The organism is Nocardiopsis lucentensis DSM 44048 (assembly GCF_000341125.1).
GTDB lineage: Bacteria > Actinomycetota > Actinomycetes > Streptosporangiales > Streptosporangiaceae > Nocardiopsis > Nocardiopsis lucentensis.
On the sequence record NZ_ANBC01000051.1, the window covers coordinates 1 to 12,107 of the forward strand.

The 12,107-nt window shown below is 71.6% G+C and carries 13 protein-coding genes; 4 read left to right on the top strand and 9 right to left on the bottom strand.

The genetic code is table 11. The features are described from left to right. The 7 genes from D471_RS0101455 to D471_RS0101485 all read right to left on the bottom strand — a co-directional run. Positions 1 to 1,465: leucyl aminopeptidase (locus D471_RS0101455; RefSeq protein ID WP_017596979.1), on the bottom strand; the 1,465-nt coding region annotated here is incomplete at its 3' end. 113 nt (positions 1,466 to 1,578) lie between these two features. Further along, on the bottom strand, positions 1,579 to 1,746 hold the full coding sequence (locus D471_RS38130; RefSeq protein ID WP_017596980.1) for a DUF3117 domain-containing protein: 168 nt from the start codon (positions 1,744 to 1,746) through the stop codon (positions 1,579 to 1,581). Between the two features lie 371 nt (positions 1,747 to 2,117). After that, on the bottom strand, positions 2,118 to 2,696 hold the full coding sequence (locus D471_RS0101465) for a hypothetical protein (protein WP_017596981.1): 579 nt from the start codon (positions 2,694 to 2,696) through the stop codon (positions 2,118 to 2,120). Between the two features lie 187 nt (positions 2,697 to 2,883). Next, on the bottom strand, positions 2,884 to 3,348 hold the full coding sequence (locus tag D471_RS0101470; RefSeq protein WP_017596982.1) for a hypothetical protein: 465 nt from the start codon (positions 3,346 to 3,348) through the stop codon (positions 2,884 to 2,886). A gap of 156 nt (positions 3,349 to 3,504) precedes the next feature. After that, complete coding sequence (locus tag D471_RS0101475; RefSeq protein ID WP_017596983.1) at positions 3,505 to 4,278, bottom strand: LOG family protein; 774 nt, start codon at positions 4,276 to 4,278, stop codon at positions 3,505 to 3,507. A gap of 142 nt (positions 4,279 to 4,420) precedes the next feature. Further along, complete coding sequence (gene dapE, locus D471_RS0101480; protein WP_017596984.1) at positions 4,421 to 5,485, bottom strand: succinyl-diaminopimelate desuccinylase; 1,065 nt, start codon at positions 5,483 to 5,485, stop codon at positions 4,421 to 4,423. A gap of 136 nt (positions 5,486 to 5,621) precedes the next feature. Next, a complete protein-coding gene (locus D471_RS0101485; RefSeq protein WP_017596985.1) occupies positions 5,622 to 6,458 on the bottom strand; it encodes a 2,3,4,5-tetrahydropyridine-2,6-dicarboxylate N-succinyltransferase in 837 nt (278 codons plus the stop codon). Positions 6,459 to 6,661: 203 nt separating this feature from the next. Here D471_RS0101485 and D471_RS0101490 point away from each other — a divergent pair, with 203 nt between their 5' ends. Continuing rightward, on the top strand, positions 6,662 to 7,537 hold the full coding sequence (locus D471_RS0101490) for a hypothetical protein (RefSeq protein ID WP_017596986.1): 876 nt from the start codon (positions 6,662 to 6,664) through the stop codon (positions 7,535 to 7,537). Positions 7,538 to 7,657: 120 nt separating this feature from the next. Here the strand turns inward: D471_RS0101490 and dapC are convergent, their stop codons facing one another. Continuing rightward, the gene (dapC, locus tag D471_RS0101495) at positions 7,658 to 8,767 is read right to left on the bottom strand and encodes a succinyldiaminopimelate transaminase (RefSeq protein ID WP_017596987.1); all 1,110 of its coding nucleotides are present in this window, start codon (positions 8,765 to 8,767) and stop codon (positions 7,658 to 7,660) included. Positions 8,768 to 8,951: 184 nt separating this feature from the next. Then, positions 8,952 to 9,269, bottom strand: coding sequence for a ferredoxin (gene fdxA, locus D471_RS0101500; protein WP_017596988.1), 318 nt, complete (start codon positions 9,267 to 9,269; stop codon positions 8,952 to 8,954). Between the two features lie 187 nt (positions 9,270 to 9,456). Here fdxA and D471_RS0101505 point away from each other — a divergent pair, with 187 nt between their 5' ends. The 3 genes from D471_RS0101505 to D471_RS0101515 all read left to right on the top strand — a co-directional run. Then, positions 9,457 to 9,714 (top strand): putative acetyltransferase, encoded by a 258-nt coding sequence (locus D471_RS0101505; RefSeq protein WP_026127307.1) that lies wholly within the window; start codon positions 9,457 to 9,459, stop codon positions 9,712 to 9,714. A gap of 244 nt (positions 9,715 to 9,958) precedes the next feature. Then, positions 9,959 to 11,320: a hypothetical protein gene (locus D471_RS0101510; RefSeq protein WP_017596990.1), complete on the top strand. Its 1,362-nt coding sequence runs from the start codon at positions 9,959 to 9,961 to the stop codon at positions 11,318 to 11,320. Positions 11,321 to 11,642: 322 nt separating this feature from the next. After that, positions 11,643 to 12,107 (top strand): M50 family metallopeptidase (locus D471_RS0101515; protein WP_017596991.1); only part of this gene is annotated, 465 nt, incomplete at its 3' end.

Consider the following 12,107-nt stretch of genomic DNA (forward strand, 5'->3'; position numbering starts at 1 on the left):
GGGCGCGTGTGGAGAACGCGGTTCCACCCTTGCTGAGGATGCCGTCCTCCCTCATGGACCGGCCCGGACCGGCGATGTCCAGGTGGGCCCAGGGCACGTCGCCGGTGAACTCGCGGAGGAACAGGGCGGCCTCGGTCGCGCCCGCCGGGCCGAAGTCCTTGCCCCGGGTGCCGATGTTGGCGAGGTCGGCCACCCGGGACTCCGTGGTCTCGGTGTAGGCGTCGGTGAGCGGCATGCGCCACAACGGCTCGCCCGAGTCCCGGCCCGCTCGCTCCAGCTCGGCGGCGACGGTGTCGTCGTCGCTGTAGAGGGCGCCCGTGCCGGTGCCGAGCGCGACCTTGGCCGCGCCGGTCAGCGTCGCCACGTCCACCAGGAGGTCGGGGGCGAGCTCGGAGACCGCGTAGCCGATGGCGTCGGCCAGGACCAGGCGGCCCTCGGCGTCGGTGTTGAGGACCTCCACGGTCGTGCCCGAGTAGGTGGTCAGCACGTCGCCGACCCGGGTGGCGCTTCCGGAGAAGGCGTTCTCCGCCAGGGGCAGCAGACCGGTGACCCGGACCGACGCGCCGACCGAGGCCAGCGCCGACAGCACGGCGAGCACGACCGCCGAACCGCTCATGTCGGTCTTCATGAGCATCATGTTGTCGTTGGGCTTCAGCGACAGGCCGCCGGTGTCGAACGTGATGCCCTTGCCGACCAGCACCACGTGCTCGGTCGGATTCTGCGGTGTGTAGGAGAGCTGGACCAGTCGCGGCGGCCGCGAGGAGCCCTGGCCCACGCCCAGGATGGCGCCGAAGCCCGCCTCGGCGAGGGCGTCCTCGTCCCAGACCCGTACCTGGAGGCCCTTCTCCGCGGCGACCTCGCGGGCGCGGGCGGCCATCCACTCCGGGTCCTTGGCCAGGGAGGGGGTGTTGATCAGGTCGCGGGCCAGGGCGGTGGCCCCGGCGAGGTCGGCGCCGCGGCGCAGGGCGTCCGCGAGGTCCCCGCCACCGTCACCCACCACGTCGACGGCCTCGGCCGGGCGCTTGTCCTCGGGCGTCTCACCCGTCTTCATGCTGAACGTGTACGAGGCGAGCAGAACGCCCTCGGCGAAGGCGGTCGCCGCCTCGGTGTCAGAGCCCGGCCAGGCCAGGGCCACACGGCTCCGGCCCCTGGCCGCCCGGGACAGGGCCGCTCCGGCCTTCCGGAGGTCGTCGGGCGATCCCGACCCCACTCCCAGAAGCGCCAGCCGCGCCAGGCCCTCGTCCCGGGACACCGGGAACTGGACGAGCTCGCCGGACTTGCCGGTGAGCGAGTAGTGCGTGAACAGGTCGGTGAGCGGCGCGGGGAGGTCCCCGCCCAATCCGCTCTCGGCCACCCCTTCGGCCGCCTTGGGTCCGTCGTCCGCGAACACGGGAAGGACCAGCAGGTCCGCGGTGGATTCGGCGAGGTTTCCCGCTCGGGACTGGATCTGCGTGGCGAAGGGCACCGGCTGCTCACAATCGTTCACTCAGTTGGGAGGTGTACAACCTCGGGGGTCGTCAGGGGTCTCCGGCCCGGGGTGGGGGTCACGGGCACGGAACGTCATGGCCAGGGCGTGTCCTAGCCGACGACTCCCTTGAGCGCGTCCCGGAGCTCGACCGCCTCGTCCGGTGTCAGTTCGACGACCAGGCGTCCGCCGCCCTCCAGGGGGACTCGCATGATGATGCCGCGACCCTCCTTGGTGACCTCCATCGGCCCGTCGCTGGTCCTCGGCTTCATCGCCGCCATGCCATTCCCCTTTCTAGATGTTCCTCGCAGGTGGCCGGGGCCGACCCACGGCACCGGCGCCGATCCGACGAGACGGTTCGGTTCCGGAACCGTGGGCCGGGTCCGTGTGACTCGCGCCCGCGTGAGGACAGGGACGTGAACCACTCCTCGACCATTATCTCGGAGGTTGGCCCCGGTGTGTGCGCCAGGCGAAGGCCGCGCGAACGCGCGGGCGTCCACCGGCGAGGAATCGTTGGTCAGTAAAGGTTATATCGGTCCTGACCGAATTCCGATGTGAGCGTGGGTGGCCGAACCCTCTCCTGCCCCGGCGCGTCCGGTCGAAACAGGGATCCGGCGACATCGCCGCGACCGGGGGCCTCCTCCGGGACGGGTCAGTCCATCGCCCCCGTGGAGGTCATCCGGGTCCCCTCGTCCGTGACGGAGGACCACTCGGCCATCAGGCCGTCGTCGTCCGGCCACAGGGTCAGCTCCGCCTCGTCGACGCAGCGGTCCTCGGGGTCGGCGAGCTCGGTGTAGGCGTACACGACGCGGTCGCCGTCACGCGCGGACAGCTCCAGCGTCCCCGAGCAGTTGAAGGTCGTCCAGGCGGTACCGCCGCGCTCGGCTCCCTCCTCGACGCGGACCTCGGCGTGCCAGTCGGCGACGTGCTCGCCCTCGGTGTCGACCTGGGTCATCTCACCCGCCCAGGATCCGACGAACCGCTCCAGGTGCGCGGCCTCCTCCGCCGCGTCGGATTCGTCGCCCCCCGTGAGGGCCCACGCGGTGGCGATGCCGCCCGCGAGCACGAGGACCGCCGCCACCACGCCGGACACGACGGTGATCCGGCGGCGGCGTCTGAGGGTGTTGCGGGTCGATCGGGGGGGTTGCCACAGGGACATCTGGCGGACGGGGGTGGGAGAACCGTTGCTCCCGCCCTCGGGTCCCGGATCGAGATCGGCTGCTGTGTCCATCCTCGCCATCCTGACCAAAACTCCGCCCGCTCCGGTGGAACGGGGGGTACGTGTGTACAGCGAACGAGAATAGGGCACCGAAAACCGACGCGGCGGACGACGACGGGACGTCAGCTGTGACACACGACATATCCGATGCCCGGGGGTCCTACTCCGAGGGGCGCCACCGGACCGCGGACAAGCGGTGTCAGCCCTGGCCGGAGGTGGTGGGGGCGCTCTCCGCCGACGCGTCGGCACCGTCCTCGACCACGCCGTCCGGGGCGGTGGCCTCCGCGGATCTCTCCGGGGCGTAGGCGTCGCCGGGCAGGCGCTGACCGTCAGTGGGACCGTGCCCCTCGGGGACGTACGGGGCGTCGAGCCGGGCGAGCCGCCACTCCAGGTCCTCGATCCGCGCCTCACGTTCGCGCAGGGTGGCGGTGAGGCGCGCGAGGAGTTCGTCGACGGCACGGACGTGGTAGCCCCACAACGACAGGGGCAACAGGAGCCGACCGAGGTCGGCCGACCCGACCGGGCGGTCGGCGGGCAGGTCCAACGGGGGGTAGTCGGCCTCGAAACGGGCGAGCTGACCACCCTTGCCGAGCACGACGTAGACGACGCCGACGAGCACGGCCAGGGCAGCGGCACCGACCAGGATCATGATGAAGACAGGCACGGTTAGATGCTCCCACGCCCACCCGTCACCCGCCACCACCCGTGGACGGCCGCTTCGCGAAGGAGCACAGGCCCACCCTCAACCGACGCCTCACGGCGCAGCACCACCCACTCCGTCACCCGCCACCACCCGTGGACGACCGCTTCGCGGGAGCGCTCAGCTGGCGCCCGGCGGGACCTCGCCGTTGCGCTGGGCGATGTCCAGGTGCGACTTGCGGATGATGTCGACGATCTCGTCGGGGTCGTCGGTCAGCTGGAGCAGCTCCGTGTCCGCCGGGCTGATCAGGTTGTTCTCCAGCAGGCGGGACTCGACCCACTCGTACAGGCCGCCCCAGAACTCCGTACCGGCCAGGACCACGGGGAAACGCGTCACCTTGTTGGTCTGGACGAGGGTGATCGCCTCGAACAGCTCGTCCAGCGTCCCGAACCCGCCGGGCAGCACCACGAAGGCCTGCGCGTACTTCACGAACATCGTCTTGCGGACGAAGAAGTACCGGAAGGTCATCCCCACGTCGATGTACGGGTTGAGGGACTGCTCGAACGGCAGCTCGATCCCCAGCCCGACGGACATGCCGCCCGCCTCCTGGGCGCCCTTGTTCGCGGCCTCCATCATCCCCGGACCGCCACCGGTGATCGTGGCGTATCCGGCCTCGGCCAGCCTGGCGCCGACCTTCACACCGAGCGCGTAGTGGTCGCTGTCCGGCTTCACCCGGGCCGACCCGAACACGCTCACCGCCGACGGCAGCTCGGACAGCAGGCCGAACCCCTCGACGAACTCCGACTGGATGCGCAGCACCCGCCAGGGATCCGTGTGGACCCAGTCCGTCGGCCCCCGCTGATCCAGCAGGCGCTGGTCAGTGGTGGTCTGGGGGATGGCCCGCCCCCGGTACGTCAGCGGACCCGCGTGCCGAATGTGTTCCTCTTCCGTCATGCTCGTAAAGCTATCCGAGCAGGAGCGGATCGCGCCTGAACCGCACGTGTACCCGCGGTGACCGGAAGCGGCCGATTCGCCCCCCGGGCACCTCGAACCCCCTGGTCACGTGCGGCGGACACCCACGACCGGTGACACTCCGTCAGCGCGAGCCGCCGAGCCAGGCGACCATCCGCTCCTCGGCCTCACGGATCCTCGCGATCTCGGCGTACTCGTCCCTGGTGTGGGCCAGCAGCGGGTCGCCGGGGCCGTAGTTCACGGCGGGGACCCCCAACTCGGAGAAACGCGACACGTCGGTCCACCCGAGCTTGGCGCGCGCCCGCCCCTCCCCCACCGCGGCGACGAACGCGGCGGCGGACGGGGCGTCCAGCCCGGGACGCGCCGGGGCGGCGGCGTCGGTCACCATGACCTCGAAACCGTCGAACACCTCGCGCAGGTGCGCCTCGGCGTCCGCGACGGACAGGTCCGGGGCGAAGCGGTAGTTGACCGTGACAGCGCACTCGTCGGGGATGACGTTGCCCGCGACACCTCCCTCGACGGCCACCGCGTTGAGCCCCTCGTGGAAGCGCAGCCCCTCCACCTCCGGCTCGCGCGGGGTGTAGGCGCGCAGGACGTCGAGGACCGCCCCGGCGCCGTGGATCGCGTTCTCCCCCATCCAGGACCGGGCGCTGTGCGCGCGCTTGCCCCGGGTCACGACACGCACGCGCATCGTGCCCTGGCAGCCGCCCTCGATGACACCGTCCGTCGGCTCCATGAGGATGGCGAAATCACCCGCCAACCACTCGGGGTGGTGCAGCGCCAGACGGCGGAGGCCGTTGCGGGAGGCGTCGACCTCCTCGTTGTCGTAGAACACGTACGTGACGTCGTGCACCGGTTCGGTGACCAGCGCGGCGAGCTTGAGCTGGACCGCGACCCCGGCCTTCATGTCGGAGGTGCCGCAGCCGTACAGGCGACCGCCGTCCACGTGTGAGGGGACGTTGTCGACGATGGGGACGGTGTCGATGTGACCGGCGATCACGACCCGGCGCGGACGGCCCAGGTCGGTCCGGGCGACGATCGCGTCACCGTCGCGGGAGACCTTGAGGTGCGGCAGGTCGGACAGGGCCCGCTCGACCGCGTCCGCCAGGATCCGCTCGTCACCGCTCTCGGAACGGATGTCCACGACGGCGGCGGTCAGGTCCGCCACGTCGGAGGTCAGGTCCAGCATCGTCTCGCCCCGTTCAGGTCGTCGTCCGTCGCTCGCGCCGCACCGCGTTCCCGGACGCGTACGCGCCGTCCAGCCTAGACAAACACGAAGCGCCCCCCGAACCGTGTGGGAGGGCGCTTCGGGAGTCGCACGTGCGTCAGGCGTTGACGCCGTGCTCGCGGAGCAGGTCGTTCAGCGCGAGCTTGTCGTGCTCCTGCCCCTTCTCCAGTCGCTTGAGCACCAGCAGGACGGGCATACCGAAGTCGCCGCCCGGGAAGCTCTTGACGCGGTTGGCGGTCACGCAGACCGACCAGGCCGGGGCCTCTCCGCGGGGCAGCTCCTCACCGGTCTCGGCGTCGAAGACGCGCGTGGAGGAGGTGAGGATGGTACCCGCGCCGAGCTTGGCGCCGGTGCGCACCCGTGCGCCCTCGACGACCATGCTGCGGGAGCCGAGGAAGGCGTCGTCCTCGATGATGACCGGGGAGGCCTGCGGCGGCTCCAGGACACCGCCGACGCCGACCCCGCCGGACAGGTGGACGTTCTCGCCGACCTGGGCGCAGGAGCCCACGGTCGCCCACGTGTCCACCATGGTGCCGGAGCCGACGTGGGCGCCGATGTTGGTGAAGGACGGCATGAGCACGACGCCCGGGGCCAGGTAGGAGCCCCAGCGGGCGATCGCGCCCGCGACGACGCGGACACCGTCGAAGCGGGTCTTCAGCGGCATGCGGTCGTGGTGGTAGAAGTCGCCGACGTGCGACTCCTTCATGTCCAGGACCTTGAAGCCGAGCAGGATGGAGCGCTTGGCGCGCTCGTCGACCACGACCTCGTCGGTGCTGGGGTCGACGAAGGCGACGCGCGCCTTGCCCTCGTCGATCTGGTCGATCGCGCCGATGATGGTCTCGCGCGCGTCGGTGTGGCCGGGGGTGAGTTCGGAGCGCTGCTCCCAGAGTTCGTCGATCTGGTCCGGCAGCGGGCTTGTGTACGAGCTGGTCATGTGCACCCACGTTAGCGGGTTGGGGAGAGGACACCGCTGAGGCCCCGTCCCGTACGCCGCGGACCACCCTGCGTGACGCTCCGTGCAGGACCGTACCGGCGACTACAATGCGGCCGAGGCGCGCGACGCGCCCCACGCGCCGCACATATGACCCCCCGTCCCGTGCGACGTGCTCCACCCGTCACCGACCCGTTGGTTCGCCCGTGCCCAGTAAGCGTCGGAAAATCTCCGCGTTCGTCAAGATCCTCCTGGCCCTGTTCCTCGTGTGCGGCGCCCTCGTGGCCGGGGGCTACTACGTGCTGACCACGGTCGAGCCGCTGGACACCGTCGAGGAGGCGCCGGACCCTGCCTGCCGCCTGGACCTGGCACAGGGTGAGTACGTCCTCGAGCCCGAGCAGGCGGTGAACGCCGCCACGGTCGGAGGGGTGGCGTTCAGCCGCGACCTGCCGGAGGAGGCCGTCACGGTGGCGTACGCGACCGTGTGGCAGGAGTCCACCTTCTACAACCTGGAGTTCGGCGACCGCGACTCGGTGGGCCTGTTCCAGCAGCGGCCGTCGCAGGACTGGGGCGACCCTGAGCAGATCCTCGACCCGGTGTACGCCAGCGGCGCGTTCTACGACGCGCTGGCGGACATCGGCGGCTGGGAGGAGCTGCCCGTGTTCGAAGCGGCCCAGGCGGTGCAGCGCAGCGCCGACGGCTACGCCTACGACCAGCACGAGACCCTGTCGAAGGACATGGCCGAGGCGTTCACCGGCGCCCTGGGCCCGGCGATGACCTGCTGGCACGACACCGCGAACCTGGCGTCCACGCAGACCGCCGACGTCACGGGCGCGGAAGCGGAGATGGCCCGCGTGTTCGGCACCGACCCGGCTGAGCTGCCCGTGGCGGAGGACCCGAGCACGGGTGACCTGGGATGGGCGATGGCGCTCTGGGCGGTCGCCCACGCGGAGGAGTACGGGCTCACCTCGGTGACCTACGGCGACCAGCGTTGGCGTGCCTCCGACGGGCTCGACGACGCCGAGGCGTGGACCACCGTCGACGACGGTACCGACACCGAGGGCCGCGTCGTCCTTGACTAGCTGACACGGTGGCCCCGGGGGGTTACCGTTCGGGCGCCCGAACGAGGTGAATGCCGCGCCGGAGGCGCCGGTCGAGGGTGCCCGCCCCTCCGCGGAGCGGCGGGCCCGCGAAGAACACCGCTACGACGCCAGGCGCTTGACCGCCGCCTCGATCCGCTCGTCGGTCGCGGTGAACGCCACACGGACGTGCCGGGCGCCCGCCGTGCCGTAGAAGTCGCCGGGAGCCACCAGGACGCCGAGGTCGGCGAGGGTCGACACGGCCCCCCACGCGTCGTGCTCGGAGTGGCTCGCCCACAGGTACAGACCGGCGTCGGAGTGCTCGATCCGCCACCCCGCGCCCTCGAACGCGGTACGCAGGCGGGTGCGGCGCGCGCGGTAGCGCTCCTTCTGCTCGGCGGCGTGGCCGTCGTCGTCCAGCGCCGCCCGCATCGCGGCCTGCACCGGGGCGGGGACGATCATCCCCGCGTGCTTGCGCACCGCGAGCAGCTCCCCGACCAGGGCCGGATCACCGGCGACGAACGCGGCGCGGTAGCCCGCCAGGTTGGAGCGCTTGGACAGCGAGTGCACGGCGAGCAGGTTCTCGTGCGAGCCGTCGCACACGTCCGGGTGCAGGATCGAGACCGGCTCCCTGTCCTCCCAGCCGAGGTCCAGGTAGCACTCGTCGGAGGCGACGACCGCCCCCCGCTCACGCGCCCACTGGACGACCTTGCGCAGGTGGGGCACGTCGAGCACGCGTCCGGTGGGGTTGCTCGGCGAGTTCACCCACACGAGCCCGACCGGCGCCGGTCCGAGCGCGGTCAGCCCGTCCGAGGCGACTGGAGTGGCACCCGCCAGGCGGGCGCCGACGTCGTAGGTGGGGTAGGCCAGTTCGGGGTGGACGACCGTGTCGCCCTCGCCCAGTCCGAGCAGGGTGGGCAGCCAGGCCACGAGCTCCTTGGAGCCGACGGTCGGCAGTACGGCGTCCTCCTCGACGCGGACGCCGTGGCGGCGCGCCAGCCATCCGGAGATCGACGCGCGCAGCTCCGGGGTTCCCCAGGTCATCGGGTAGCCGGGGGAGTCGGCGGCGTCGGCCAGGGCCTGACGCAGGTTCGGTGACACCGGGTCGACGGGGGTGCCGACGGAGAGGTCGACGATGCCGTCGGGACTGGCCGAGGCCGTGCGCTTGTACGGGGCGAGCCTGTCCCACGGGAAGGTCGGGAGCCGGTCCGTCACGCGTCGCCGTTCGGCCATCGGTGCGTTCTCCATCCGGGTCGGAAGGGGTAGGGAGTCAGGGTTGGAACAAGCGTCGCGCCGACCCCCCGGCCCGGGGGGTCGGCGCGACACTCACGTTCGGCTGTCCGCTCGGGGACAGCACCCTCTGCGCCAAGGGGGTGCGTATGACCGGCCGGTGTGGGCGGCCGGTTGCCCGGGCGTCCTAGGCCTGCGGCGGGAGCTTGGCGACCAGCGGGTGGTCACGCTCGATCTTGCCCACCTTGGAGGCGCCGCCCGGAGAGCCAATCTCGTCGAAGAAGTCGACGTTGGCCTTGTAGAAGTCCTGCCACTGGTCGGGCAGGTCGTCCTCGTAGTAGATGGCCTCGACGGGGCAGACGGGCTCACACGCACCACAGTCGACGCACTCGTCCGGGTGGATGTAGAGCATGCGCTCGCCCTCGTAGATGCAGTCCACAGGGCACTCGTCAATGCACGCCTTGTCCAGCACATCGACACAGGGCTGCGCGATGACGTAGGTCACGTCGAACTCCTTGATCTCACCCCCGCGCTCCGGCGAGGGAGACGGGGACCTTCGGAAGGCCCGGGGAGGGATCGGCGTGCGGGCGCCGATTCCCCCGGTTCCCGGGCTCCGCAAGCTATTGGCACAGATGTCGTTCTCCTAGTATGGCGTCGGAGAATACCCAGCGCACAATCGGGGGTGGCGTTCGATGCACTTGAGGGGTCGTCTGGTGCACCGGATCACCCGTGACGACGTAGGAAAACGGGTCTCCGTCCGAATCCACCTCCCCGATCAGGGTTTCACCGATATCGTCGGTGTCGTGGAGTCCTGGACGGACGGCGTGTTGACCCTGCGCCGCCGCGACGACTCGGTGGTCGAGGTCGCCGAATCCGACATCGCCGCCAGCCGTGTCGTTCCCCCCGTGCCCCCGCGACGACGTGACGGGCGTCCCCCACAGGCGCCCTGACGGTCGCGGCCGTTCCCGGTTCCACGACGGCAGCCCGAACAACCGGCGACGCCCCCGGACGACACCGGGGGGCGCCAGATCAGGCCTGAACACAGGCATTCTTCGCCCCGTCCGGGGTAGGAGACGGCAGAGTCCCGCCGTGAGCGCGAGCCAGCTCCGCGCGGGACGCAGGAGAACACCGCGCCCCGGCGTCACCCCACGCTGAGCGGGCGCCCGGCACGGCGGGAGGTGGTGAGCGCCCATCATGCGCGAAGTAGTCGCGTCCGCCCTCGCGGAACTGGCCGGACGGGACGAGCGGGCGGCCGGGGCCGCGCGTCAGGCGTTGGACACCCTGTCCCCCGACCACGACATCGAACGACTCGCCCAGTACTCCGTCCAGCGGTTCTGCTGGTTCGAGCTCCCCGCCCGGTTTCCCCGGTCCACGGACGACCGGCTGTTCACGGCCCGCTCCCTCGGCACGCTCTTCTCCCTCCTCGAACTCCACCGCTACGCCCAGGTGTGCTCGGCGCCGGAGACGGTCACGTTGCTGTCCGTCCGCGACGACGACCACGACACCGCGTTGGCCATGTACGAACGGCTTATGTGGGAGTCGGGCGTGGAACCGCCGGACCTGCCCGAACTGACGTGGGGCAGCGCGGTCGGCGACGCCGAGATCCGGGCGCGCCACGAGACCGCCGCCGCGCTGGAGATGGCGATCACGGTCGGTGACGTGCGCCCGGGAAAGCACGGGTGGCGAACGGCGCAGGAGCGGTTCACGCGGTCCTTCCTCACCCAGCCCGACCGTCGGGGGCTGAGCCACCTGGACCGGATCCGTGAGGAACGGGTGCGCGCGTGGATCGGATCGCCCGTGCATCCGCACAGGCAACGCCTGTGGCCGCTGGTGGGGCAGATCATCGCCGGGACGGACGTACCGCGTGCGGCGGACACGGCCCTGACCCCGCTGCGGACACTGCTGGACCTGGCGGCGGACGGGATCGCGCTCACCCAGATCGGGTACATCACCCCTGGCGTGGTCCGGCAGATGTGCGCGGACTTCGGGTGGCGCACCTCGCCGGAACCCCCGCGCAGCGAGACCGACGCCACCCAGTTGATCGCCCTGCACCAGGTACTGCGCGGGATGCGCGCGGTACGCAGGTCGGGTCGGCGACTGGTGCTGACACGGCGTGGTCGGCAGCTGCGTGAGGACCCCGAGGCGCTGTGGTGGGCCGTCACCGAGACGCTGTGCCGGACCGGCGGGATCGAACAGGCGGCGGCGGAGACGCTGCTGGGCATCCTGCTGGCGCGGTCGCCGCAGGGGACCGGATCGCACGCCCGACGCGGGGAGTCGGACGTGGTGGCGGCGGAACGGGCGCTGACGGAGTCGGGGTGGGTGCCCGCGGAGGTCCCGGTGTCCGCGGGGCGGCACGCGGCGGCGCACCGAAGGACCGCGGAGACCGCGTCGGACCAGGTACGCGCGCTGGTGATGGCGGTCGGTTGGCTGTTGGAGACGCTGGGGCTGCTCACGGAGGGCGACAGCGAGGGGCGCAGGGAGCTGACCGCGCCGGGGCGGGCGTTCGCGATCGCGTGCCTGCACAAGTCGGCGGTGGCGCCGCGCGCGGTGGTCTAGGGAGTGTTCTGCCGGGCCTTGGTGCTCGCTCTGGCCCTCCGCTCCGCTTCGGACCGTCTTCGGGCGCCCGAACGACAAATCCCCTCGGGTGACCGCGCCGCAGGCGTCCGTTGAGGGCGGTGGCGGGCGACGGGAGGGTGGCAGCCCCACCCCCTCGCGAAGCGACCCTGGGCGATGGCGGGTGACGGGAGAAAACCACTGCGGCCGAAGGCCGTCCGTTGAGGGTGGCAGCCCCACCCCCTCGCGAAGCGACCCTGGGCGATGGCGGGTGACGGGAGGGCCTAATCTGGACCGCGAACCACCCACAAGCAGCAGGAGCACCATGCCCACGCCCGAGACGCCGCGGAGTGCGGACACGACCGACGGGCCCGGACCGGACACGGCCCCGGACACCGAGGACGCGCGCGGTACGGACCCGTGGGAGCGGATGCCCCAGGACGCGCTCAACGTCCCCGATCTGGGTGAGGACACCGAGGACGGAAGCGTCGTGGACGCGGACCCCACCGTCGTCACCAAGCCGAAGGCCAGCGGATCCGGCGGCCGGTCGGACTTCCTGCCCAGCCCGGTGTTCGTGCTGCTGTTGGGCCTCATCGGCTTCGCGGGCTGGCTGTCGTGGACGGCGGCCGAACTGGACTGGGCCGCCGAGGGGACGAGCGTCACACCACTGGTCCCGCCCCTGCTCATCGTCCTCGGGTGGATCGCCTCGGCGACCGTGCACGAGTTCGGGCACGCGCTCGCCGCCTACCTGGCCGGTGACCGCTCCCTGCGCGGCAGTGGCTACCCCCAG

Excerpts from the sequence above, each read along its gene's own strand:
- D471_RS38130 (WP_017596980.1), bottom strand. The coding sequence starts at position 1,746 with ATGGCGGCGATGAAGCCGAGGACCAGCGACGGGCCGATGGAGGTCACC.
- D471_RS0101465 (WP_017596981.1), bottom strand. The coding sequence starts at position 2,696 with ATGGACACAGCAGCCGATCTCGATCCGGGACCCGAGGGCGGGAGCAAC.
- D471_RS0101475 (WP_017596983.1), bottom strand. The coding sequence starts at position 4,278 with ATGACGGAAGAGGAACACATTCGGCACGCGGGTCCGCTGACGTACCGG.
- dapE (WP_017596984.1), bottom strand. The coding sequence starts at position 5,485 with ATGCTGGACCTGACCTCCGACGTGGCGGACCTGACCGCCGCCGTCGTG.
- D471_RS0101485 (WP_017596985.1), bottom strand. The coding sequence starts at position 6,458 with ATGACCAGCTCGTACACAAGCCCGCTGCCGGACCAGATCGACGAACTC.
- dapC (WP_017596987.1), bottom strand. The coding sequence starts at position 8,767 with ATGGCCGAACGGCGACGCGTGACGGACCGGCTCCCGACCTTCCCGTGG.
- D471_RS0101505 (WP_026127307.1), top strand. The coding sequence starts at position 9,457 with ATGCACTTGAGGGGTCGTCTGGTGCACCGGATCACCCGTGACGACGTA.
- D471_RS0101510 (WP_017596990.1), top strand. The coding sequence starts at position 9,959 with ATGCGCGAAGTAGTCGCGTCCGCCCTCGCGGAACTGGCCGGACGGGAC.